Origin of the sequence: Labrys sp. 22185 (genome assembly GCF_052045555.1) — a bacterium.
Classification (GTDB): domain Bacteria; phylum Pseudomonadota; class Alphaproteobacteria; order Rhizobiales; family Labraceae; genus Labrys; species Labrys neptuniae.
The window spans coordinates 13557-37436 of the sequence record NZ_JBQEPH010000002.1 but is presented as its reverse complement, the minus strand read 5'-3'; the positions used below and the strand labels follow the sequence as shown (position 1 = coordinate 37436).

20 protein-coding genes and 1 tRNA gene are annotated in these 23880 nt (G+C 64.6%); 8 read left to right on the top strand and 13 right to left on the bottom strand.

What is annotated here, in order from left to right:
• Positions 1-9 precede the first annotated feature (9 nt).
• The 7 genes from ACTJKX_RS04690 to ACTJKX_RS04660 form a co-directional block, all read right to left on the bottom strand.
• On the bottom strand, positions 10-1023 hold the full coding sequence (locus ACTJKX_RS04690) for an alpha-ketoacid dehydrogenase subunit beta (RefSeq protein ID WP_440724531.1): 1014 nt from the start codon (positions 1021-1023) through the stop codon (positions 10-12).
• Complete coding sequence (locus tag ACTJKX_RS04685; protein ID WP_440724530.1) at positions 1023-2297, bottom strand: thiamine pyrophosphate-dependent enzyme; 1275 nt, start codon at positions 2295-2297, stop codon at positions 1023-1025. The genes ACTJKX_RS04690 and ACTJKX_RS04685 overlap by 1 nt, the downstream gene beginning before the upstream one ends.
• A gap of 257 nt (positions 2298-2554) precedes the next feature.
• A complete protein-coding gene (locus ACTJKX_RS04680; protein ID WP_440724529.1) occupies positions 2555-3718 on the bottom strand; it encodes an isovaleryl-CoA dehydrogenase in 1164 nt (387 codons plus the stop codon).
• A gap of 14 nt (positions 3719-3732) precedes the next feature.
• Positions 3733-4641 carry a hydroxymethylglutaryl-CoA lyase gene (locus ACTJKX_RS04675; RefSeq protein ID WP_440724528.1) on the bottom strand — a complete coding sequence of 303 codons (909 nt, stop codon included), beginning with the start codon at positions 4639-4641 and terminating at the stop codon, positions 3733-3735.
• A complete protein-coding gene (locus ACTJKX_RS04670; RefSeq protein ID WP_394308583.1) occupies positions 4638-6650 on the bottom strand; it encodes an acetyl/propionyl/methylcrotonyl-CoA carboxylase subunit alpha in 2013 nt (670 codons plus the stop codon). The genes ACTJKX_RS04675 and ACTJKX_RS04670 overlap by 4 nt, the downstream gene beginning before the upstream one ends.
• Positions 6647-7393, bottom strand: a complete 747-nt coding sequence (locus ACTJKX_RS04665; RefSeq protein WP_394308580.1) for an enoyl-CoA hydratase-related protein — start codon at positions 7391-7393, stop codon at positions 6647-6649. The genes ACTJKX_RS04670 and ACTJKX_RS04665 overlap by 4 nt, the downstream gene beginning before the upstream one ends.
• A gap of 23 nt (positions 7394-7416) precedes the next feature.
• Positions 7417-9024, bottom strand: coding sequence for a carboxyl transferase domain-containing protein (locus ACTJKX_RS04660; RefSeq protein WP_440724527.1), 1608 nt, complete (start codon positions 9022-9024; stop codon positions 7417-7419).
• Positions 9025-9136: 112 nt separating this feature from the next.
• Here ACTJKX_RS04660 and ACTJKX_RS04655 point away from each other — a divergent pair, with 112 nt between their 5' ends.
• Complete coding sequence (locus tag ACTJKX_RS04655; RefSeq protein WP_440724526.1) at positions 9137-9736, top strand: TetR/AcrR family transcriptional regulator; 600 nt, start codon at positions 9137-9139, stop codon at positions 9734-9736.
• A gap of 185 nt (positions 9737-9921) precedes the next feature.
• The gene (locus ACTJKX_RS04650; protein ID WP_440724525.1) at positions 9922-10947 is read left to right on the top strand and encodes an aldo/keto reductase; all 1026 of its coding nucleotides are present in this window, start codon (positions 9922-9924) and stop codon (positions 10945-10947) included.
• Between the two features lie 21 nt (positions 10948-10968).
• On the opposite strand, the gene recJ is transcribed toward ACTJKX_RS04650, so the two are convergent.
• The gene (gene recJ, locus ACTJKX_RS04645) at positions 10969-12774 is read right to left on the bottom strand and encodes a single-stranded-DNA-specific exonuclease RecJ (RefSeq protein ID WP_440724524.1); all 1806 of its coding nucleotides are present in this window, start codon (positions 12772-12774) and stop codon (positions 10969-10971) included.
• Between the two features lie 135 nt (positions 12775-12909).
• Here recJ and ACTJKX_RS04640 point away from each other — a divergent pair, with 135 nt between their 5' ends.
• Positions 12910-14808 carry a potassium transporter Kup gene (locus tag ACTJKX_RS04640; protein ID WP_440724523.1) on the top strand — a complete coding sequence of 633 codons (1899 nt, stop codon included), beginning with the start codon at positions 12910-12912 and terminating at the stop codon, positions 14806-14808.
• A 76-nt stretch (positions 14809-14884) separates the two neighbouring features.
• Here ACTJKX_RS04640 and ACTJKX_RS04635 read toward each other — a convergent pair whose 3' ends face one another.
• Complete coding sequence (locus ACTJKX_RS04635; RefSeq protein WP_440724522.1) at positions 14885-16063, bottom strand: glycosyltransferase family 61 protein; 1179 nt, start codon at positions 16061-16063, stop codon at positions 14885-14887.
• 75 nt (positions 16064-16138) lie between these two features.
• Here ACTJKX_RS04635 and rfbF point away from each other — a divergent pair, with 75 nt between their 5' ends.
• The 4 genes from rfbF to ACTJKX_RS04615 are packed head-to-tail and all read left to right on the top strand — an operon-like array spanning position 16139 to position 19770.
• Entirely contained in the window at positions 16139-16912 is a 774-nt protein-coding gene (gene rfbF / locus ACTJKX_RS04630) for a glucose-1-phosphate cytidylyltransferase (protein ID WP_440724521.1), read from the top strand.
• Positions 16909-17988, top strand: coding sequence for a CDP-glucose 4,6-dehydratase (rfbG, locus tag ACTJKX_RS04625; protein ID WP_440724520.1), 1080 nt, complete (start codon positions 16909-16911; stop codon positions 17986-17988). The genes rfbF and rfbG overlap by 4 nt, the downstream gene beginning before the upstream one ends.
• Positions 17989-17998: 10 nt before the next feature.
• Positions 17999-19243, top strand: coding sequence for a methyltransferase domain-containing protein (locus ACTJKX_RS04620; protein WP_440724519.1), 1245 nt, complete (start codon positions 17999-18001; stop codon positions 19241-19243).
• Complete coding sequence (locus tag ACTJKX_RS04615) at positions 19240-19770, top strand: dTDP-4-dehydrorhamnose 3,5-epimerase family protein (protein ID WP_440724518.1); 531 nt, start codon at positions 19240-19242, stop codon at positions 19768-19770. Before ACTJKX_RS04620 ends, ACTJKX_RS04615 begins: the two co-directional genes overlap by 4 nt.
• Before the next feature lie 40 nt (positions 19771-19810).
• Here ACTJKX_RS04615 and ACTJKX_RS04610 read toward each other — a convergent pair whose 3' ends face one another.
• Together ACTJKX_RS04610 and ACTJKX_RS04605 are read right to left on the bottom strand one after the other, a co-directional pair.
• Positions 19811-20308 (bottom strand): GNAT family N-acetyltransferase, encoded by a 498-nt coding sequence (locus tag ACTJKX_RS04610; protein ID WP_440724517.1) that lies wholly within the window; start codon positions 20306-20308, stop codon positions 19811-19813.
• A 14-nt stretch (positions 20309-20322) separates the two neighbouring features.
• The gene (locus ACTJKX_RS04605; RefSeq protein ID WP_105864712.1) at positions 20323-20580 is read right to left on the bottom strand and encodes a YjhX family toxin; all 258 of its coding nucleotides are present in this window, start codon (positions 20578-20580) and stop codon (positions 20323-20325) included.
• A gap of 396 nt (positions 20581-20976) precedes the next feature.
• On the opposite strand from ACTJKX_RS04605, the gene ACTJKX_RS04600 reads away from it, so the two are divergent.
• Positions 20977-21189: a hypothetical protein gene (locus ACTJKX_RS04600; RefSeq protein WP_440724516.1), complete on the top strand. Its 213-nt coding sequence runs from the start codon at positions 20977-20979 to the stop codon at positions 21187-21189.
• Between the two features lie 44 nt (positions 21190-21233).
• Here ACTJKX_RS04600 and ACTJKX_RS04595 read toward each other — a convergent pair.
• A tRNA-Val gene (locus ACTJKX_RS04595) sits at positions 21234-21309 on the bottom strand.
• A gap of 117 nt (positions 21310-21426) precedes the next feature.
• Complete coding sequence (lon, locus tag ACTJKX_RS04590; RefSeq protein WP_068296297.1) at positions 21427-23850, bottom strand: endopeptidase La; 2424 nt, start codon at positions 23848-23850, stop codon at positions 21427-21429.
• Between the last annotated feature and the right edge of the window lie 30 nt (positions 23851-23880).

The window sequence follows — 23880 nt, the reverse complement described above, 5'->3', positions numbered from 1 at the left end:
TCGTTTCCCTCAGCCTGCCATCACTTTGCGCATGCCTTCCCCGACCCGCTTCGGCCCCGGGAAATACTGCCATTCGAACGTATGCGGATAGGGCGTGTCCCAGCCGGTGACGCGCTCGATCGGCGCTTCGAGATGGTGGAAGCAGCGTTCCTGCACCAGTGCCGACAATTCTGCACCGAAACCGCCCGTCCGTGTCGCCTCATGCACGATCAGGCAGCGGCCGGTCTTCTTCACCGATTCCTCGATCGTCTCGATGTCGACAGGCAGGATCGTCCTGAGATCGATGATCTCGGCATCGATGCCGGTCTCCTGCGTCGCCGAGAGCGCGACATGCACCATGGTGCCATAGGCCAGGATGGTAAGTTCGCTGCCCTCCCGTGCGATCGCAGCCTTGCCGAGCGGTACCTTGTAGTGTCCCGCCGGCACGTCGGCCCCGGCCTGGTCGGTCCAGGGCTTCAGCGGGCGGTCGTGATGGCCATCGAAGGGACCGTTGTAGAGGCGCTTGGGCTCGAAGAACAAGACCGGGTCGTCATCCTCGACCGCGCTGATCAAGAGCCCCTTGGCGTCATAGGGATTGGACGGAATCACCGTCTTGATGCCGCAGACATGGCTGAACAGGCCTTCCGGGCTCTGGCTATGGGTCTGGCCGCCGAAAATGCCGCCGCCATAGGGCGAGCGGATGGTGATCGGCGAGGTGAATTCCCCGCCCGAGCGGTAGCGCAGTCGCGCCGCTTCCGAGACGATCTGGTCGAAGCCGGGATAGATGTAATCGGCGAACTGGCACTCGACGATCGGCCTGAGGCCATAGGCGCCCATGCCGATGGCGATGGCGATCAAGCCACCCTCGGCGATGGGGGCATCGAAGACGCGCTGTGAACTGTAGCGCTGCTGCAGGCCGTCGGTGCAGCGGAACACGCCGCCGAAGAAGCCGACATCCTCGCCGAAGATCAGCACGTTGGGATCGTTCCTGAGCAGGACGTCCATGGCCGAATTCAGGGCCTGCACCATGTTCATGGCGGGCATTATTCGCGCTCCTTCTTATGAGCGGCGTGTTTGGCGGCTTCGAAACGGTTGAGTTCCGCCAGCTGTTCCTTGAGATGCCAGGGCATTTCCTTGAAGACGTCCTCGAACATGGTTTCGGTGCCGTGATGCGGCCCGTCGCTGAGAATGCCGTGGCGCTGGGCCTCGGCATTGGCGGCCTTGACTTCGGCCTGCAATTCCTTGGCCTGCGCCTGGTGGCGCTCCTCGTTCCATTCGCCCAGCCCGATGAGATGACGCTTCAATCGCTCGACCGGATCGCCGAAGGGCCAGTATTTCTCCTCGTCACCCGGGCGGTAGCGGCCGGGATCGTCGCTGGTGGAATGGGCGGCGACGCGATAGGTGAAGAGCTCGATCAGGGTTGGGCCATGGTTGGAGCGGGCCCGTTCGGCAGCCCAGCGCGTGACGGCATAGACGGCGAGCAGATCGTTGCCGTCGACCCGGATGCCCGGCATGCCGAAACCGATGGCACGCGAGGCGAAAGTCGCCTCCTCGCCGCCGGCGACACCCTGGCTGGACGAGATCGCCCATTGATTGTTGACGAGATTGATCAGCACCGGCGCGTGATAGACGGAGGCGAACACCATGCCGTGATGGAAATCGCCCTCGGCGGAGGAGCCGTCGCCGATCCAGGCCGCGGCGATGCGGCGATCGCGCTTATAGGCCGAAGCCATGGCCCAGCCGACGGCCTGCGGCACCTGGGTGGCGAGATTGCCGGAGATGGAAAAGAAGCCGGCCTCCTTGGCCGAATAGAGTACCGGCAATTGCCGGCCCTTCAACCGGTCCTGCCCGTTGGAGTAGATCTGGGACATCATGTCGGTCAACGGCCAGTTGCGTGCCACCAGCAGGCCCTGCTGGCGATAGGTCGGGAAGCACATGTCGTCGGCTTCCAGCGCCAACGCCTGGCCGACCGCCACCGCCTCCTCGCCCGTGCATTTCATGTAGAAGGAGGTCTTGCCCTGGCGCTGGGCTTTGAACATCTGATCGTCGAAATAGCGCGTCAGCATCATGGCGCGCAGGGCCTTGCGCAAGATGTCGGCGTCGAGCTTGGGGTCCCAAGGGCCGACAGCCTTGCCCTCGTCGTCGAGCACCCGGACGAGGCCGAAAGCAAGGTCCCGGGTTTCGGAGGCGACCGCAGTCACCGGCGGGCGCTGGGCCTCGCCCGCCCCCGGCAGGTTGAGATAGCTGAAATCAGGCGTATCGCCCGGCCGGAAGCGGGCTTCCGGAATGTGCAGGCTGAGCGTGGTCTTCTTGGTCATCGAGCGGGCGCTCCCAGGACTTGTTGCTGTCCGGCTGGCGTGAGGTTGCGTCTGGTCGGGTCAAAACTCGGCTATGGTTGGCTTCCTGGTCATCCCGTGCGCGATGCAGCATGAAATGCTGCCTCGCAGACCCGGGATCGCTCTGAGAATGAGCCAAAATCGGCTTGCGATCCCCGGACCAAACCTTTGGTTTGGTCTGACTGCACCGCATCATTGCGTGCTGCGATGCGTCCGGGATGACCCCGTGTCCGGCGCTGTCAGCTCGTCTCGCGGAATATCTCGCGGCCGATCAGCATGCGCCGGATCTCGGAGGTGCCGGCGCCAATCTCGTAGAGCTTGGCGTCACGAAGAAGGCGTCCGGCCGGGAAATCGTTGATGTAGCCGTTGCCGCCCAGAGCCTGGATCGCCTCGAGCGCGATCTTGGTGGCATTCTCGGCCGAATAGAGGATGCAGCCGGCGGCGTCCTTGCGCGCAACCTCGCCGCGGTCGCAGGCCGCGGCCACCGCATAGGTATAGGCACGCGAGGCATTGTAGAGGGTGTACATGTCCGCGAGCTTGCCCTGCATCAGCTGGAAGGTGCCGATGGCTTCGCCGAACTGCTTGCGCTCATGCACATAGGGCACGACGAGGTCGAGAGAGGCCGCCATCAGTCCGATCGGTCCGCCCGACAATACCACCCTCTCGAAATCGAGGCCGGACATCAGGATGCGCACGCCATCGCCGACCTTGCCGAGCAGGTTGGCTGCAGGCACGAAGCAATCCTCGAACACCAGCTCGCAGGTACTGGAGCCGCGCATGCCGAGCTTGTCGAGCTTGGGCGAGGTGCGGAAGCCGGCAAAACCGCGTTCGACGATGAAGGTGGAGATACCCTTCGGCCCGGCGGCCGGATCGGTTTTGGCATAGACGACCAGCACGTCGGCGTCCGGGCCATTGGTGATCCACATCTTGGTACCGTTGAGGACAAAACCGCCTTCACGGGCCTCGGCCTTGAGGCTCATCGACACCACATCCGAGCCGGAACCGGCCTCCGACATCGCCAGCGAGCCGACATGCTCGCCCGAGATCAGCTTGGGCAGATAACGCTGCTTCTGGTCCCGATTGGCATGGCGGGTGAGCTGGTTGACGCACAGATTGGAATGGGCGCCGTAGGAAAGCCCCACCGCGCCCGAGGCCCGGCTGATTTCCTCCATGGCGACGCAATGGGCGAGATAGCCCATGCCCGAGCCGCCATAGTCGGATTCGGCGGTGATGCCGAGCAGGCCAAGGGCACCGAGTTCGGGCCACAAATCGCGCGGAAAGGCATTGTCGCGATCGATGGCGGCGGCCCGCGGCGCGATCCTCTCCGCTGCGAAGCGCTGCACCATGCGGCGCAATTCCTCGACGTCCTCACCGAGATTGAAGTTCAGGCCGCCATCATACATGAGCCCTCTCCCTGCTATTTTATCTTGGCCGCCAAGGCCTGCCCTGCGCGCGAGCGCGGGGCCGAGCCGAGCGCTGTGCAGACAGCCCTGCCGGCAGCCGCGACCCTATCGAGATCGACCCCGGTTTCGACGCCCAGGCCATCAAGCATGTAAACGAGATCCTCGGTCGCCAGGTTTCCGCTCGCCCCCGGCGCATAGGGACAACCGCCGAGGCCGGCGACGGAGGAATCCACCACGGTGACGCCGAGTTCCAGGCAGGCCAGGACATTGGCGAGCGCCTGGCCATAGGTGTCGTGGAAGTGCACGGCGACGCGCTCGATGCCGATCTCGCGCGCCACGGCCGCCGTCATCGCCCGCGCCGCATCGGGCGTACCGACGCCGATGGTGTCGCCGAGCGAAATCTCTTCGCACCCCATCGCGGCCAGGGCCGTCGCCACCGAAACCACGGCGGAGACAGCCACCCGTCCCTCATAGGGGCAGCCCAGCACGCAGCTGACATAGCCCCGCACCTTCAGGCCCTTGGCCCGGGCCTCGGTCACGATCGGCCGGTATTCGTCGAGGCTCTCTTCGATGCTGCGATTGATGTTGCGGAGGCTGAAACTCTCGGAGGCGGCGGCAAACACGGCGATATGCCGGGCCTTGGCCGCGAGTGCATCGGCAAAACCACGGGCATTGGGCACCAGCACGGGTAGATCGACCTGTCCCGCCAAGGAGGACAGCCCGGCCAGCACGTCAGCGGTCTGCGCCATCTGCGGCAGGTTCTTGGGCGAGACGAAGCTGCCGGCCTCCACCGTACGCAGCCCGGCTGTCGCCAGGTCGCGGATGAGGGCGATACGGGTCTCGACCGGTAACACCCGGCTTTCGTTCTGGAGGCCGTCGCGGGGACCGACCTCGAAAACCTCGACGCGTTCGGCCCGGCTCACGGCTCGATCTCCAGCACTACCAGTTCGGCGCCGGCGACGACCTGATCGCCCACCGCGACATCGACCATCTTGACGACGCCGGCGCGCGGAGCGGAAACGGTGTGTTCCATCTTCATGGCTTCGATCACCACCAGGGCCTGCCCCTTCTCCACCGCGGTACCCACCGCCGCGCTAACCGACAGCACCAGGCCAGGCATGGGCGACAGGATGCGGCCGGCCCCCTCGCTTTCGACGCCGCGCGGCTTGCGGGGATCGCGCAGGCCGAATGCATGGGATCGGCCGTCCACGAAAAGGGTCAGCGTTTCGCCGAGCAGGACCGCACGGGCCTTGAGCACGCCCTCGCCGATGCGCAGCCTCGCCGTTCCCTGGGCATCGACGTTGCCTTCGACGACAACGAGCCGATCGGCGAAATGCAGCGCATAGCCCCCCGCCCGCCAGACGGCATCGACGCCGATCGGCGTGTCGCCCCAGGCCAGCTCCAGCTTGCGCCGCGCCGAGCCTGAGAGGCGCCAGCCACCTGTGTCGCCCCAGGGCGAATGGGGATCGGCCGGATCGGCCGTCTTGGCCTGGCTTTCGGAGACCCGCAATGCCACGAAGGCCGCCGCTGCGACCACCTCGTCTGACGGATGCGAGGCTGGTGCCAGCAGATCGACCTGATGATGCTCGATGAAACGTGTGTCGACCCTGCCTTCGGCAAAAGCCGGATGGCGGATGATGGCGGCAAGGAAATCCCGATTGGTATGGGGCCCGACCACTTCGACGGCATCGAGGCCCGCTCCGAGCCGGGCGATGGCTTCGGCGCGGTCCGCGCCGACGGCGATCACCTTGGCGAGCAGGGAATCGTAATGCATCGAGATGGTGTCGCCGCCGCGAAAGCCACTGTCGACCCGCAGGCCGGCGAGGCCCTCTGGCAAGGCCAGATGCTCGATCCGGCCGATGCTCGGCAGGAAGCCGCCGGCCGGATCCTCGGCACACAGACGCGCCTCCAGGGCATGGCCCGTGCAGGTGATCGCCTCCTGCGCCAGCGGCAGCGGCGCGCCGCCTGCCACCCGCAACTGCCAGGACACGAGATCGAGGCCGGTGACCGCTTCCGTCACCGGATGCTCGACCTGAAGCCTCGTATTCATCTCCATGAAATAGAAATGGTCGTCGGCAACCAGGAACTCAACGGTGCCGGCACCGACATAATCGACCGATCGCGCACAGGTGATCGCCGCCTGATGCAGGCCCGCACGCAAGTCCGGTGGCAGGTCCGGTGCCGGCGCCTCCTCGATCACTTTCTGATGGCGACGCTGCACCGAGCAGTCGCGGTCGAACAGATGCACCGTATGGCCGTGGTGGTCGGCGAAGACCTGCACCTCGACATGACGCGCGACCTGCAGATAGCGCTCGATCACCATGCGATCGTCGCCGAAGGACGAGCGCGCCTCACGCTGGGCGGCGAGCAAAGCGGCCGGCAGATCCTCGACCTGCCGCACGATATGCATGCCCTTGCCGCCGCCGCCGGCCGACGGCTTCAGCAATACCGGAAAGCCGATGGCCTCCGCCGCGCGCGTCAATGTGTCGAGGCTCTGGTCCTCGCCCTCATAGCCCTTCAACACCGGCACGCCAGCTGCGGCCATGCGGGCGCGGGCCTGCGCCTTGTCGCCCATGGCCAGGATGGTTTCGGCCGACGGCCCGACGAAGGTGATGCCCTCGGCCGCGCAGGCCAGGGCGAACTCGGCATTCTCGGCCAGGAAGCCATAACCGGGATGGATGGCATCTGCACCGCTGGCCTTGGCGGCGGCGATCAGCTTGTCGATCGACAGATAGCTTTCGCGCGAGGGCGCGGGACCGAGGTGCAACGCCCGGTCCGCCAGCGACACGGCAAGGCTATCGGCATCGGCATCCGAATAGACGGCGACAGTGCGGATGCCCATGGCGCGGGCCGTGCGAATGATGCGTACGGCGATCTCGCCGCGATTGGCGATCAGGAGCACGCGAACGGGTCTGGGCTGATGAGCGGTCATGGCATCCATCCCGGCTTGCGCTTGGCAAAAAAGGCAGCGAGGCCCTCGCGCGCCTCGGGCGAAGAGCGGATCGTGGCGATGCGCCGAGCGCTCTCCTCGATGCGCTCTGCCGTGATGGGCCCAGCCATGTCATCAGCCAGTTTCTTGGCGGCGGCGATGGCCTCCGGACCGCCGGCGAAGATGTCCGAAAGGCAGCGTTGCACTGCTTCGTCCAGCGTTTCGGGGGCCGCTATTTCATGGATCAGCCCGTATCTCAATGCATCTTCGGCCGAGAAGCGTTCGGCGGTGAGGAAGAGGCGGCGCGCGGCGCGCTGGCCGATCGCCCTGACCACATAGGGACTGATCACGCCAGGGATCAGGCCGAGGCGCACCTCGCTGAGGGCGAACCGCGCTTGCGGCACGGCAATGGCGATGTCGCAGCAGGCCACCAGCCCCACGGCGCCGCCGAAGGCCGCCCCCTGCACCTTTGCCAGCGTCGGCTTGGGGCAGGTGTCGACCACCCGCATCAGCTCGGCGAGCTGCCGGGCATCGGCGAGATTGTCCTCCGGCAAGGCATCGGCGGCACGGCGCATCCAGGCAAGATCCGCCCCGGCCGAGAAGGCCTTGCCCTCTGCCTGCAGCAGCACCGCCCGCACCGTTGCGTCGGTGCCCGCCTCGGCAAAGGCCCGTGTCAATTCGGCGATGAGGCCGTCGTCGAAGGCGTTCAGCACCTCGGGACGGTCCAACGTCAGGACCGCGACCATCCCGTCCCGCTCCACCCGCAGGCTCACATCCGGAACACGCCGAAGCGTGTCTCCCTGGCTGGGGCATTCCGCGACGCCGACAGGGCCAGCGCCAGCACCATGCGGGTCTCGGCAGGATCGATGATGCCGTCGTCCCATAGCCGCGCCGTCGAGTAATAGGGGTTGCCCTGCTCCTCATACTGGGCTCGGATCGGCGCTTTGAAGGCCTCCTCGGCCTCAGCATCGATTTTGGACTCATCGGTTCCGGCCGCATCCCGCCGCACCTGCGCCAAGACATTGGCGGCCTGCTCGCCCCCCATCACGGAAATGCGGGCATTGGGCCACATCCACAGGAAGCGCGGATCATAGGCACGGCCGCACATGGCGTAATTGCCGGCGCCGAAGCTGTTGCCGATCACCACGGTGAATTTCGGCACGTTCGCTGCCGCCACCGCCGCCACCAGCTTGGCGCCATCCTTGGCGATGCCGCCCGCCTCATAGTCCCGGCCGACCATGAAGCCGGTGATGTTCTGCAGGAAGAGCAAGGGAATGCCGCGCTGGCAGGCAAGCTCGATGAAATGAGCCCCCTTCAGCGCCGACTCCGAAAAGAGAATGCCGTTATTGGCGATGATGCCGACGGGATAGCCCCAGATCCGGGCAAAGCCTGTGACCAGCGTATTGCCGAAATCGGCCTTGAACTCGTCGAACTCCGAGCCATCGACCAGCCGGGCGATGACCTGCCTGACATCATAGGGCTTGCGCGGATCGGCGGAGACGATGCCGTAGATCTCGCTGGGATCGTAAAGGGGCGGCCTCGGCGCCTCGACGTCACCGACATCATGCTTGCGCCGGTTGAGATTGCCGACGATCTCCCGCGCAATGCCGAGGGCATGCGCATCGTTCTCGGCAGCATAGTCAGCGACGCCCGAGGTTCGGGTGTGAGTATCGGTGCCGCCCAGCACCTCTGCACTGACTGTCTCGCCGGTAGCCGCCTTCACCAACGGTGGCCCTCCGAGGAAAATCGTGGCCTGGTTGCGCACCATCACGACCTGATCGGCCATGGCCGGCACATAGGCGCCGCCCGCGGTTGAACTGCCCATCACCACGGCGATCTGCGGGATGCCGGCCGCCGACAGGCGCGCCTGGTTGAAGAAGATGCGGCCGAAATGCTCGCGGTCGGGAAAGACCTCGTCCTGCTTGGGCAGGAAGGCCCCACCCGAATCAACCAGATAGACGCAGGGCAGATGATTTTCGGCAGCGATGGACTGCGCCCGCAAATGCTTCTTCACCGTCATCGGGAAATAGGTGCCGCCTTTCACCGTGGCATCGTTGGCGACAACCATGCATTCCTGGCCCGAGATGCGGCCGATACCGGTGATCAACCCGGCGGCTGGTACTTCGTCGCGATAGAGGCCGAAGGCGGCAAGCTGGGAAAGCTCCAGGAAGGGGGCCCCGGCGTCGAGCAGCAACTCGATGCGGTCGCGCGGCAACAGCTTGCCACGCTTGAGATGTTTTTCACGGGCGGAGGCCGAACCGCCGCCACCGGCGCGCTGATTGCGCTCCCTCAGTTCAGCGGCGAGCGCAGCCAGTGCGTCGTGATTGCGCTGGAACGTCTCCGACCGCCGATCGACGGCACTCCCTATGACCGGCATGCAGATCGCCTTGCCTGTTGCAAGCCGCTTGCGGGGCGGCCTTTATTGGATCATAAACGAACGGACGTTTGTTTCTATAATCGGGAGCGGGTTTCTCCGCAAGTGATTTGAGATGGCACGCAGGGCAGGAGCGGATGGCAGCAAGACAGCGGAGGCGATCCGCACCGCGGGCCTGCGCCTGATCTTCCAGCACGGCTATGAAGGCATGAGCCTGCGGGACCTTGCCCAGAGCGTCGGGATCCAGCCGGGGTCGCTCTACAATCACATCACCACCAAGCAGGCACTGTTGTTCGACTTCCTGGTCGAGCACATGACGAGGCTGACCGAAGCGCTCGACGCGGCACTGGCCGGCATCGAGAGCCCCCTCGCCCGCCTCGACACCTTCATCGAATTCCACCTGCGCTACCATCTGACCCGGCGGATGGAAGTCTTCGTCAACAATTCCGAACTGCGCAGCCTGGAGCCGCAGAACAGGGCTGTGGTGACCGGCTTGCGGCGTGACTACGAGCGACGCCTGGAACAGATCCTGGCCGAAGGAACCCGGAGCGGCGCCCTGGCGGTGCCGGATGTGACCGTTGCCACCTTCGCGATCATCGCCCAGCTCACCGGCGTGGTCGGCTGGTACGACCCCAAGGGGCGCCTCGGCGAGGACGAGATCATCGCCATCCATCGGCAGCTGGTCGTAAAGGGCCTCTTGCCGCAACTCCCGTAGCCCGGAGATTTTTCTTCACCAAAGGCTGGTCTTTGCCCGCCGTCGGAATATCATCCGACAATTGGCTCGACCTGAGGTCGTTGTCAGGAGGCCAATCGAATTTCGTTTCAACACCAGCGCATGTTTTGAATGCCGGCGATCGGGATTGTCGCGAGCCGGCTTCGTTCCGTAGATGAGGAATATCCATGGAATATCGTCAGTTAGGCGGCTCGGGCTTCAAGGTGCCGGCGCTCAGCCTGGGCACTGGAACTTTTGGCGGCGGCGGTGACTTCTTCAAGGCCTGGGGCACGACCGATTCGGAAGGCGCACGCCGCCTGCTCGACATCTGTATCGACGCCGGCGTTACCATGTTCGACAGCGCCGATATCTATTCCTCAGGTCTCGCGGAGGAAATTCTCGGCAAGGCGATCGCCGGGCGCCGCGACCAGGTGATCATCTCGACCAAGGCGACCTTCCGCTCCGGTCCCGGGCCGAATGATGTCGGCTCCTCCCGTTTCCATCTCACCGATGCTGTCGACAAGGCGCTGAAGCGGCTCGGCACCGACTATATCGACCTGTTCCAACTGCACGGTTTCGACGCGCTCACGCCGGTCGAGGAAGTACTGCAGACCTTCGACGACCTGATCCGCGCCGGAAAGATCCGCTATATCGGCGTCTCCAACTTCTCCGGCTGGCATCTGGCGAAGTCCCTGGCAGCCTCGGACCGTTACGGGCTGCCGCGCTATGTCGCCCACCAGGCCTATTATTCCCTGGTCGGCCGCGACTATGAATGGGAACTGATGCCGCTCGGCCTCGACCAGAAGGTCGGTGCCGTGGTGTGGAGCCCGCTCGGCTGGGGGCGCCTGACTGGAAAGCTGCGCCGCGGTGCGGCATTGCCGGAGCGCAGCCGTCTGCACCAGACCGCGGCCGATGGTCCGCCGGTAGCCGATGAGCTGCTCTATCGTGTCGTCGATGCCATCGACGCCATCGCCGGCGAAACCGGCAAGAGCGTACCCCAGATTGCTCTCAACTGGCTGCTGCAGCGTCCCACCGTCGCCAGCGTGATCATCGGTGCACGCGACGAGGCACAATTGCACGAAAATCTCGGCGCCGTCGGCTGGTCGCTCACACCGGAGCAGATCGCAAAGCTGGACGAGGCCAGCACCGTGACCCTGCCCTATCCTTATTGGCACCAGCGTGGCTTCACCGAGCGCAATCCGCCACCGGTGTGAACAGACAGAACTGCTCTCCTGTCAGCCATTGGCGGGCGCCGCGTCGATCACCCGCAATTGCACGCGCTCGCGCCCGCCATAGCGATCGACGCTCAAGGTGCCTGCGACATGCACGGCCTTGCCGCGATGGCCGACAAGGCCGTCGCCCAGGGGTTGCCCGACCGACCGGAAGGCGATGGCGTCGAGCATGGTGCCATCATACGCCTTGAGGCGCAGGCGCAAATGCGCCTCGCCGACGGTATCCACGAAGGCGAGCTGGTGGCCCGGCAGCGCCAGCACCGGCTCGGGATTGCCCTGACCGAACGGGCCGGCCTTTTCGAGCATCTCGATCAGGCCGGTGGTCGCGCCGCCGGCGGCAAGCGCGCCGTCGATCTCCAGGGCCGCATCTGCCCGCGCCGTCTCGACAGCCGATGCGAGTTCCGCCTCCAGATAGGCTCGGAAGGCACCGAGCTGGTCCTGTCCCAAGGTGATGCCCGCGGCCATGGCGTGGCCGCCGCCCTTGACGATGAGACCGCGCTCCACCGCCTGCCTTACGGCCTTGCCCAGATCGACGCCGCCGATCGAGCGCCCGGATCCGGTGCCGACCCCATCCTTGTTGAAGGCGATCGCAAAGGCAGGTCGGCCGAAGCGTTCCTTCAGGCGGGCGGCCACCAGGCCCACGACACCGGGGTGCCAATTTCGCGAGGCCGTCACCACCGTCGCGCCCGTCTCCTCGAGGCCGAGGGCCGCGACGGCCTCCGCCAACGCCTCCTCCAGCATGACGGCTTCGACCGTCTGGCGCTCCCGGTTGAGCCGGTCCAATGTCGCGGCGATCGAAGCCGCCTCCTCGCCGTCCTCGCTCATCAACAGCCTCGCTCCGAGAGCGGCATCGCCGATACGCCCGCCCGCATTGATGCGCGGCCCGAGCAGGAAGCCGAGATGATAGGGCCGCGGCGGCCCGTCCAGGCGGGCCATGTCCATCAGAGCGCGCAGGCCGGCCCGCTGGCGCTGGCGCATGACGGCCAGGCCCCGCGCCACGAAGGCCCGATTGAGGCCCTTGAGCGGCACCACATCCGCCACCGTTCCCAAGGCGACCAGATCGAGGCGCGCCATCAGGTCCGGCTCGGGTCGCTCCCTCCACCAGCCACGCTTGCGCAAGCTCCGGCTCGCGGCGACGAGAAGCATGAAGGTGACGCCGCAGGCGCATAGATGCCCCTGCCCGGAGAGATCGTCGAGGCGGTTGGGATTGACCACCGCCACCGCCGGCGGCAGCGCCTCGCCGGCCTGGTGATGGTCGACGACCAGGGTCTCGAAGCCGAGCTCAGCGGCCTTGCCGAGGACATCGACGCTGGTCGTGCCGCAGTCCACCGTCACCAGCAGGCTGGCGCCTTCGGCCCGCAACAGCCGAATCGCCTCCTCGTTCGGACCGTAGCCTTCATAGATTCGATCGGGAATGTGGATTCGCGCCGGCACGCCGACCTCGCGCAGCCAGCCCCCAAGCAGCGCTGAGGAGGTGGCGCCATCGACATCGTAGTCACCAAAAATGGCAATGCTTTCGCGCGCCATCACGGCGTCGGCCAGCCGTTCAGCCGCCTTGTCCATGTCGGTCAGGCGTGAGGGATCGGGCATGTAGTGGCGCAGGGTGGGCGCCAGATAGGCGTCGGCCTCCTCGACCGTCACGCCCCTGCCGGCGAGGATGCGCGCCAGCAGGTCGGGCTGGCCGGAGCGCTGGGCCAGGGTCATGGCCTGCATCTGCCCTTGCGCATCTAGCCTTTCCCGCCAGGCCTTGCCGGTGAAGGAGGATTGCACGCCGAGAAAATAACGAGGGGGAGAAACGGATGACTGCATGGGCGGACCATATCGGCGAAGCCCTAGCCAGCACAAATGCTTCGTTAGCTCCGCATAACACCTTCGGCATCCTTGACCACGTGCGACAATCTGCCATCAATCGCATATTTCCCGAACGCTCACGGGGCAATGGTGATGACGACTGCGGCGGGCGCTAACGGATCTCGTTTTTCACCTGGACTGGCCTTGGCGGCGCTCGGCGTCGTCTATGGAGACATCGGCACCAGCCCGCTCTACGCCTTCGCACAGGCCATCAGCGCCAGCGGCGATGGCGGCGCCGGCCAGGCCTGGATCGTGACAGGTGTCGTCTCGGTGATCTTCTGGGCTCTGATCCTGATCGTCTCCCTGAAATATGCGATCCTGATCCTGCGCGCCGACAACAAGGGCGAAGGCGGCATTGTCGCCCTGCTCGCCATTCTGGGGGGCAGCGGCCGCCGCGAAGGCCGCCGCCATGTCATCTTCCTGATCATCGGCCTGGTGGGCGCCGCGCTGCTCTATGGCGACGGCGCCATCACGCCAGCCATCTCGGTGCTCAGCGCCATCGAGGGACTGGAAGTCGCCACGCCGTCCCTGGTCCATATCGTGGTGCCGCTGACCGTCGCGATCCTCCTGGTCCTGTTCATGGTCCAACGCTATGGCACCGGCATGATCGGCCGCTTCTTCGGCCCGGTCATGCTGGCCTGGTTCGTCCTCATCGGCCTGCTGGGCGCGGCGAGCATCGTGCGGAACCCTGCCATCCTCGCCGCCCTCAATCCGTTCGTGGCGCTGCATTTCCTGGTCACGGCCAATCCGGCCGTCAGTTTTGCCATCCTGGGAGCGGCCTTCCTCGCCGTCACCGGCGGCGAGGCGATGTATGCCGATATGGGGCATTTCGGCCGAAACCCCATCCGCGTGGCCTGGTTCATGATCGCCCTGCCCGCTCTGGTCCTCAATTATTTCGGCCAGGGTGCCCTGCTGCTAGGCAATCCTGCCGCCGCCTCCAATCCGTTCTACAACCTGGTACCCGACTGGCTGCATTTCCCGGTCATCATTTTTGCGACGGTAGCCACCGTCATCGCCAGCCAGGCCATCATATCGGGGGCCTTTTCGCTGGCGCGCCAGTCCATACAACTTGGCCTGCTCCCACGCCTCACCATCAAGCAGACCGACAATCGGGAATTCGGCCAGATCTACGTCCCCCTGGTCAACTGGCTGCTGTGCATCGCCACGCTCGGCGCCGTGCTCGGCTTCGGCTCGTCTGCGGCGCTGGCGGGCGCCTATGGCGTCGCCGTTTCCCTGCTGATGGCGATCACCACGCTGCTGGCGGCCCTGGTGGCCCGGCATTGGGGTTACAATCTCTTCCTCGTCATCCTGGTCAACGGCGCCTTCTTCGTCGTCGACCTGATCTTCGTCGCCGCCAATGGCGTCAAGCTCTTCGAGGGCGGCTGGTATCCGCTGTTGTTGGCCATCTTCGTCGCCATGCTGATGCTGACCTGGCGCCGCGGCCAGATCCTGGCCGAACAGGCCCGCAAGCATCTGCGCGTGGAGGAGACCACCTTCTTCGCGGCGATGAAAACCCAGCGCCCCACGAGGCTGCCGGGCACGGCTGCCTTCCTGAGCTCGGCCGCCGTCGGCATGCCCCTCTCGCTGAGTATTTTCTTGCGCCACACCGGCGCCATTCCCGAACGCGTGCTGCTGGTCACCGTGCAGGGCGCTGAAATCCCTCGCGTCAAGGACAGGGACCGCGTGACGGTGACCTCCCTTCGCCCCGGTTTCGAGCGCATCATCCTGCGCTTCGGCTTCATGGAGGAACCCGACGTGCTCAAGGGCATGCGGCTGGCCATCTCGCAAGGCCAGATCTCGGGCTTCGACCTCGCCGAGATCTCCTTCTATATCGGGAGCGAGACGATCATCCCCTCCAAGAGGATCGCGGGCATGGCCTTCTGGCGCGAGGTGCTCTACGCCATGCTCCAGCGCAATGCCGAGCGCTCCGCCTCCTATTTCCGCATCCCGGCGCCGCAGGTGGTGCAGTTCGGAACTGAGATCGAGATCTGAACGGGCTCAGGAGCCGATCAGTCTCTTGAATATGAAGAAGTCAGCGGCACAGATCAGGCCGAGGTCGGTGAAATTTTCAGGAAGGAGCGCCAAGTTTCTCGAGCTTGTCGCGCAGCAAGTCTTCATTCAGCGCGAAGGCCTGATCGTAGTCGCCCGGCTCGCCGATGAGCCAGCTATAGTCGAGGCCAAGGCGCTTGCTGAGCCATAGATAGGTGCTCTTGGTGAAATTCTCGGGAAAAAGCTCGATGACTTGCGTTCCGGGGCAGCAGAACGCCAGATTGCCGAGCCCGGCGCCATGCACGCCAACAACCACATCGGCCTGGGAGAACAGCCGAACCTGTTCGGCATGATTGTCGCCCCTGGCCTCGAAGCGTTCGAAACCATGAGCCTTTGCAATGTCCCAGAGCGCCTCTTCGTTGAGCAGGCGCCGGATCTTGCTGCCTCCCCGCGAAAAGAAGATGCGCCGCCCGCCACCGGGCTCCACCCGGTAGTGTGCCCGGAAGAGCTCGGCCAGCCGCCGTACCGGAGCGGCATCGGCAAAGCTCCATTCGGCGTTGCCGGCATCGAAGGAAAGCCACAGCGCCTCCTCGACCGCCACCTTGGCATCGTCCGGCATGGCGACCACGCGCACGCCCGGATAGGCTTGCTCGAGCAAGGCGCAGCCGAGATTCAGGCTTTCCAGGCGCGAAGGCGGTAGCAGCAAGGTGAGCGGCATGTCCCTGGGGTGAAAGCGCTCGATATAGTCGACCACCGGCACCAGATCCTCGAAGAGTGCATGGTAGTAGTTGTCCGTGCGGGCCAGCAGATGACAACGCCCGGAAAGGGCGGGTAGGGCCCGGAGCCGCTTGGCCCTGGCGAAGTTCCAATTGACCCATTGCACGTCGCGGATCACCACGCCCTGCTGGCGAGGTGCGAAAATGCGGCTGACATGGCCGAGCAGCTCGGCCGGTTTCACCGTCACGGCCAGCTCTTGCACTGGAACCGTGATACCGCCCGTCCACTGACGCGCCAATGTGTCATAGGGCCAGCACCGGTCCCGCACGAAGGTGCTTTCCTCCGGCGTGAATGCGGTCGCCAACTCGGTTTTGCGGTCTTCGATGACCAGCGCGGCGGCGATCGCGGGATCGACCCCGCGTGGATAGAAGGAAAAACGCCGCCGCAGCGGGCCGATCCGGCCAATGATCGCCCGCGCCAGCAGCCAGCGCCAGTAGCGGATATTGAAGCGCTTTCGAAATCCGGATTTGACGCGGGCCATTTCTGCCGTTTGATTGCCATTGAACAGCCAAGCGGCTATAGCCGCGCCACCACCCTCTGTCTATCGGATCAGACCTTGAAAGCAATCATTCTCGCCGGCGGCATGGGCACGCGCATTTCCGAAGAATCGCATCTGCGCCCCAAACCGATGATCGAGATCGGAGGCCGGCCGATCCTCTGGCACATCATGAAGATCTACAGCCATTACGGCATCAACGATTTCGTGATCTGCCTGGGCTACAAGGGCTATATGATCAAGGAGTATTTCTCCAATTACTTCCTGCACAATGCGGATGTGACGATCGACGCCGAGAAGAACGAGGTCATCTATCACAATCAGAAGGCCGAACCCTGGCGCGTCACCATGGTGGATACCGGCGAGACAAGCATGACGGGCGGCCGGCTCAGGCGGGTTGCGCCCTTCCTGACGCCGGGCGAATCCTTCTGCTTCACCTATGGCGATGGCGTCGCCGATGTCGACATCGGCGCCCTCATTGCCTTCCACAAGAAGCACGGCAAGCGCGCCACGCTGACCGGTGTGATCCCTCCCGGCCGCTACGGCTCCCTGTCGCTCGAGGGCGACAAGGTCACGCGCTTCATTGAAAAGCCTCCGGGCGACAATGCGCTGATCAATGGCGGCTTCTTCGTGCTGGAGCCGAGCGTGGTCGATATGATCGAGACGGACCAGACCTCCTGGGAAGGCGCCCCGCTCGAGGCCCTGGCCGCCTCCGGCGACTTGATGGCCTACCGTCATGGCGGCTTCTGGCAACCCATGGATACCCTGCGCGACAAGAACCATCTTGAGCAATTGTGGGCACAGGGCAAGGCGCCCTGGAAGGTCTGGCCGTGAGCGAGGCACTCGCCGCAGGCGCATTGCCTTCACCCGCCTTCTGGCGGGGCAAGAAGGTGCTTCTAACTGGCCATACCGGCTTCAAGGGAAGCTGGATGGCCCTGTGGCTGCGTCGGCTGGGGGCCGAAGTCACCGGCTTTGCACTGCCGCCGGCCGCCGACCAGCCGCTGTTCGCCGCAGCCGGCGTGAACAGTGCCGTTCGCTCGGTCCTGGGCGATCTGCGCGACGCCGAGGCTGTGCGCGAGGCTGTTGAGGCGGCACAGCCGCAGATCGTATTGCATCTCGCCGCCCAGGCCTTGGTGAGGCGCTCCCTCGCCGATCCGATCGAGACCTTCGGATCCAATGTGATGGGCACCGTCCATCTGCTCGAGGCCCTGCGTTCACGCCCCGGCCTTGCCTGCATTCTCGCGGTGACCTCGGACAAGGTCTATCTCAACCAGGAAGAGGGATCGGCTTTCCGCGAGGACGACAAGCTCGGCGGCAAGGACCCCTATTCCGCCTCCAAGGCGGCGGCCGAGATCGTCACCTATGCCTATGCCCGCTCCTTTTTCGACAAGGCAGCGGTGCCGGTCGCTACCGCACGTGGCGGCAACGTCATCGGCGGCGGCGACCATTCGGCCGACAGGCTCGTCCCCGACATCGTACGCGCCGTGCGCAGCGGCCGGCCGCTCGAACTGCGCCATCCTGAAGCGACGCGCCCCTGGCAGCATGTGCTGGACTGCGTCAACGGCTATCTGATCTATGCCGAGCGGCTCGCCTCGGTCGCCGACACGCCGCGCGCGCTCAATTTCGGCCCCGATCCGTCCCGCCCCCTGCCCGTCTCGGCCGTGGCAGATGCCGTCTTCCAGGCACTCGGCCGCAAGCCGGACTGGGTACACAAGCCGGTACCCGGGTCCATCGAGATGAAAGCCTTGACGGTCAACTCGGACCTTGCCCGCCAACTGCTCGGCTGGCAAGACCGCCTCGCCGGCCCGTCCAGCCTGGAATGGACAGCGCAATGGTATGCTGCCGAGGCAGCCGGCCAGGACATGCATGCCTTCACCCTCGACCAGATCTCCCGTTTCTCGACGCCCTGAGACCGCTGCCATGACCGCTGCCACGTCCACGCTTCCCCATTGCCGGTTCTGCGCCACGCCGCTGACGACCACTTTGTGCGATCTCGGCTCGATGCCGCTCGCCAATGACTACCGCCTGCCCGACGACAGCAATCCCGAGCGCAGCTTTCCACTGCATGCGCGCGTCTGCCCGAGCTGTCTGCTGGTTCAGGTCGACGATTCCGTGCCGCCGGACGCCATCTTCTCCGACTATGCCTATTTCTCTTCCTATTCGGACAGCTGGGTCGCGCATGCCAAGCGCTATGCGGACGCAATGATCGAGCGTTTCAAACTCGGCGCTGACGCCCTGGTGGTCGAGGTCGCCTCCAATGACGGCTACCTCCTTCAACATTTCAAGGTCGCGGGTGTGCCCGTGCTCGGCGTCGAGCCCGCCGCCAACGTCGCCGAAACGGCCCGGGCCAAGGGCATCGATACCGAGGTCGCTTTCTTCGGTGTCGAAACCGCCAGGCGCCTCGTCGGCCAGGGCAAGCGCGCCGACCTCATGGCCGCCAACAATGTGCTCGCCCATGTCCCCGACATCCGCGACTTCGTCGGCGGCTTCGCCACCCTGTTGAAGCCCGAAGGCGTCGTCACCTTCGAATTCCCGCATGTGCTCAATCTGATCGAGAAGGTGCAGTTCGACACCATCTATCACGAGCACTTTTCCTATCTCTCGCTGGTGACGGTGGAGAAGGTGTTCGCCGCCGTGGGCCTCAAGGCGATCGATGTGGAGGAGCTGCCGACGCATGGCGGTTCCCTGCGCCTGTTCGCGGCCCCGATTGTTTCCAGCCACCAGCCTTCGGCGCGGCTCGACGCCCTGCGCGCCAAGGAGCACGCCGCCAGTCTCGACACCCTGGCGGGCTATGAAGGCTTTGCCGCCAAGGTCGCCGAGGTCAAGCGTGGCTTCCTCGCTTTCCTGGCCGAGGCCAAGGCGGCCGGCAAGACCATTGCCGCCTACGGCGCCGCCGCCAAGGGCAACACTTTCCTGAACTTCTGTGGCGTCGGCCCTGCCGATATCGTGGCGGTCTTCGATCGGTCCCTGGCCAAGCAGGGCCGCCTGCTGCCCGGCAGCCAGATTCCGATCCTCTCGCCCGACAAGATCAGCGAGATAGCGCCGGATTATCTCGTCATCCTGCCCTGGAACATCGCCGAAGAGGTGATGGAGCAGACGCGCCCCTTGATGCCATCGGGCAGTTCCTTCGTGACGGCCGTGCCCAGCATCAGGCTCACGCCGTGATCTTCAGCGAAACGCGGATCCCAGGCTGCTTCCTGATCAAGCCGGAACCGCGGCGTGATGATCGCGGCTTCTTCGCCAGGACCTATTGCCCGGACGAGTTCGCCGCAGCCGGCATCGCCTTCACGCCTATGCAGACCAATCTGTCGCGCAACGACAAGGCCTTCACCCTGCGCGGCATGCACTTCCAGGACCCACCCCACGCCGAGGCCAAGCTCGTCCAGGTGGCACGGGGCGCGATCCATGATGTCGTGGTCGATCTCAGGCCCGACAGCCCGGCCTTTCGCGAATGGATCGGCGCAGATCTGAGCGCCGACAACCTTCACCAGCTCTATATCCCAGAGGGCTGTGCCCACGGCTTCCTGACGCTCGAAGCAGGAACGGACGTGCTGTATGGCATGGGCCGCAAATATGTTCCGGGCCATGCCCGCGGCTATCGCTATGACGATCCTGCCTTCACCATCGAATGGCCCCGTCCGCCGGCGGTGATCGCGCCGGCGGACGAAGCCTGGCCACCTTTCGGAGCTTGAAGGACCGCCCGCTGCGCCTCTGTCGCAGCGGGCTGATTCCCTATTTTGCCTCGAAAGCCGGGTGATAGGCCACGTTTCCGTGCGGCGTATCGGCCCCGAGGGCCAGGCACTGGAAATAGACCTGTGGCAGGCCGGGAAAGCAAAGCTGCGCTTCATTCTTGAAACCGAAGCGGCCGTAATAGGCGGGATTCCCCACTACGACGCAGCCTTCTGCCTTTTGCCGACGAAGATGGGCCAGCCCTGCCTCGATCAGCGCCCGGCCGATACCATCCTTCTGGCGATCCGGCCGCACCGATACAGGCCCCAGCCCATACCACTGCCGGAAAACTCCCTCGATGGTGACGGGCGAGAAGGCCACATGACCGACGACCTCGCCGTCTTCTTCCGCCACCAGGGACAAAGTCAAGGCTCCGGCCGCCCGCAAGGCGTCGATGATCGCCGCCTCCGTCTGGCTGCTATATGGCTTTCCTTCGAAGGCCGCCTTGGTAATCGCGCGGATGGCATCGATGTCATCGGCACGTTCCGGTCGGATCTGCATGGTTTTTCCCTTGTTCAACGATTATCGGCCTGCGCGCGCACGCTCTCCCGCCCCTTGCGCGAAATGCGGTAAGGACCGGAGGCATGGGACTCGATCAGCCTCTTGCGGTGGAGTTTGCCGAAGGTCTCCAGCGTACAATCGGCCAGACGATGGCCGTCGCGGGTGAAGCAGTCGACATGGTGGATGCGGCCATTATCGCCGCGGTGATGACGGATATGCCCGCCCTGGGCCAGCACGTGCAGCACACGCTGCTCGCCCCGTGAGATATTCATGATGGTGGAGCCTGTCGCAGAAACCATGACAAGCATCGCCCGCGCACGCCGTCGATCCGACCGCAGTGCCTCGCAATGCTTTCTCATGTCTCGTCAAATCGAGACGGTCAGCGGTTTCCCACAAGCTCTGACATAAAACCTTCCGCTCAAATCAGCAGGCGGCCATCGCATAGGTCGGCATCGCTGCGATGTCAATCCGATCCGGCCACGCCGGTCATCCGAGCCCGCCAAGACATCGGGCCGCCCGTACGTCGGCTTCGACAAGGGACGCCCCCTGCGGGAGGAACTGCGGCCTTTCTGGCACCAATGGAGGCGACGGCCTGAAACGGCTTCGCCGTGGAACCCCACGCCTCCGTGCGCATTTCATTTGGGAAGCGACTGTTCGGGAACACTCAAATGACCCAGTTCGTCATCATGAAACGCCGCGGCGCCCACGTCGAGCCGCTGTCGGAGGCACCGATTTTCGACGACCTTGTCGAGGCGGAGATTTGGGCGGCCACCTATCTGGAAGGTGATCCGGCCCTGTTCGATCAAAGCCTCGATTCGATCGAAGTACACAAGCAGGAGCCGCAACTGGCAACACGCCAAGTAGCATCGGGCAAGCGCTAAATAAAAACGCTCGCGCAGAGACTGTTCCAACTGACTGAGTTCATTGGTGGGCGGTGACGGGCTCGAACCGCCGACCCTCTCGGTGTAAACGAGATGCTCTACCAACTGAGCTAACCGCCCTAAACGCGGGAGGACCCACGCACGGCCTCTGTCTATTGCGCTTGCGCGCGCTTCGCAAGGCAAAAGAAAGCGGCCGTGCCCTTGTCGAGGCACGGCCGCTCTAAGATCATTTCAGCGTCAGTGGGCGACGACGGTGTTGCTGTCATCGCCGACTTTGGCCGGCGGAGGCGCGTTCTTGTCCTCGTCCCAGGTGATGGGCTCGGGCATGCGCACCAGCGCCCTGCGCAGAACCTCTTCCATCCGGGAAACCGGCACCAGTTCGAGGCCGTTCTTCACATTGTCCGGAAGCTCGGCCAAGTCCTTGGCGTTCTCTTCCGGAATCAGAACGGTCTTGATGCCGGCCCTAAGAGCAGCGAGCAGCTTCTCCTTCAGGCCACCGATCGGCAGCACGCGACCACGCAGGGTGACCTCGCCGGTCATGGCGACGTCGCGGCGAACCGGGATGCCCGTCATCACCGACACCATGGCGGTTGCCATGGCGATGCCGGCAGAGGGGCCATCCTTAGGCGTTGCGCCTTCCGGCAGATGCACATGCACGTCGCGCTTGTCGAACAGCGGCGGCTCGATGCCGTAGTCGATGGCGCGCGAGCGGACATAGGAGGCAGCCGCGGAGATCGACTCGCGCATGACGTCCTTCAGATTGCCCGTCACGATCATCTTGCCCTTGCCGGGCATCATCACCGCTTCGATGGTCAGAAGCACGCCGCCAACCTCGGTCCAGGCCAGACCCGTGACCGCGCCGACCTGGTCCTCGAGCTCGGCCTGGCCGTAGCGATAACGCGGAGCCCCGAGATAGTCTTCGAGCACCGTGTTGGTCACCTTCACGCTCTTCTTCTTGGACATCAGGATGTCCTTGACGGCCTTGCGGGTCAGGTTCGAGATCTCGCGCTCGAGGTTACGCACCCCGGCTTCCTGGGTATAGCGGCGCACCAAGTTGAGCAGGGCTTCGTCATCGATCGAGAACTCGCGTGCCTTCAGACCATGCTTCTGGACGGACGAAGGGATGAGATGCTTGCGGGCGATCTCGACCTTTTCGTCTTCCGTGTAGCCAGCGAGACGGATGATCTCCATGCGGTCCAGCAGGGCCGGCGGGATGTTGAGCGTGTTCGCCGTGGTCACGAACATCACGTTCGACAGGTCGTAGTCGACCTCGAGGTAATGGTCGTTGAACGTCGAGTTCTGCTCGGGATCCAGCACCTCCAAGAGAGCCGAAGACGGGTCGCCGCGGAAATCCTGGCCCATCTTGTCGATTTCATCGAGTAGGAAGAGCGGATTCTGCTTCTTGGCCTTGCGCATCGACTGGACGACCTTGCCGGGCATCGAGCCGATATAGGTGCGCCGATGGCCACGGATCTCGGCCTCGTCGCGCACACCGCCGAGCGACATGCGCACATATTCGCGGCCGGTCGCCTTGGCGATCGAACGGGCGAGCGAAGTCTTGCCGACGCCGGGCGGACCGACGAGGCACAGGATCGGACCGGTCAGCTTGTTGGCACGCTGCTGCACCGCCAGATACTCGATGATGCGCTCCTTGACCTTTTCCAGGCCATGGTGATCGGCATCGAGGATCTCCTGGGCATGCGGCAGATCCTTCTTGATCCGGGACTTGTCGCCCCAGGGCAAGGAGATCAGCCAATCCAGGTAGTTGCGCACGACGGTGGCCTCGGCCGACATCGGGGACATCTGGCGCAGCTTCTTCATCTCGGCCTGCGCCTTGTCGCGGGCCTCCTTGGAGAGCTTGGTGTCCTTGATCTTCTGCTCGAGTTCGCCGAGTTCGTCCTTACCTTCCTCGTCGCCCAGCTCCTTCTGGATCGCCTTCATCTGCTCGTTGAGATAGTATTCGCGCTGGGTCTTCTCCATCTGCCGCTTGACGCGGGTGCGGATGCGCTTCTCGACCTGCAGGACGGAGATCTCGCTCTCCATCAAGGCTAGCACCTTTTCCAGGCGCGCCGGGATCGACAGGATCTCCAGCACTTCCTGCTTGTCGGCGATCTTCACCGCAAGATGCGCGGCGATGGTGTCGGCCAGCTTGGAATAGTCCTCGATCTGGGTGACCGTGGCCACGACTTCCGGCGACACCTTCTTATTGAGCTTCACATAGCTCTCGAATTCGGCAACCACGGACCGGGCAAGCGCCTCAGCTTCGATCTTCTCGCCATTGCCGTCGCCCAGCACTTCGGCTTCGGCCTGGTAGAAATCATCATGCCCGGAATAGGAGAGCACGCGCGCACGGTCGACACCTTCGACCAGCACCTTCACCGTGCCATCGGGCAGTTTCAGCAACTGCAGCACGGTAGCCAGCGTGCCGAGCTTGTAGATGGCGTCCGGCGCCGGATCATCCTCGGCAGCATTGAGCTGTGTCGCCAGCAGGATGTGGCGGTCGGTCCGCATGACTTCTTCCAGCGCCCGGATCGACTTCTCGCGGCCAACGAAAAGCGGCACGATCATGTGGGGGAACACCACGATATCGCGCAGAGGCAACACCGGGAACGTATCGACAGTACCTGCCGGCACCGGAGGACGCTGCTTATTCGTCGTCATTGCATATCCTTTCTTGCGCCGTACCACGCT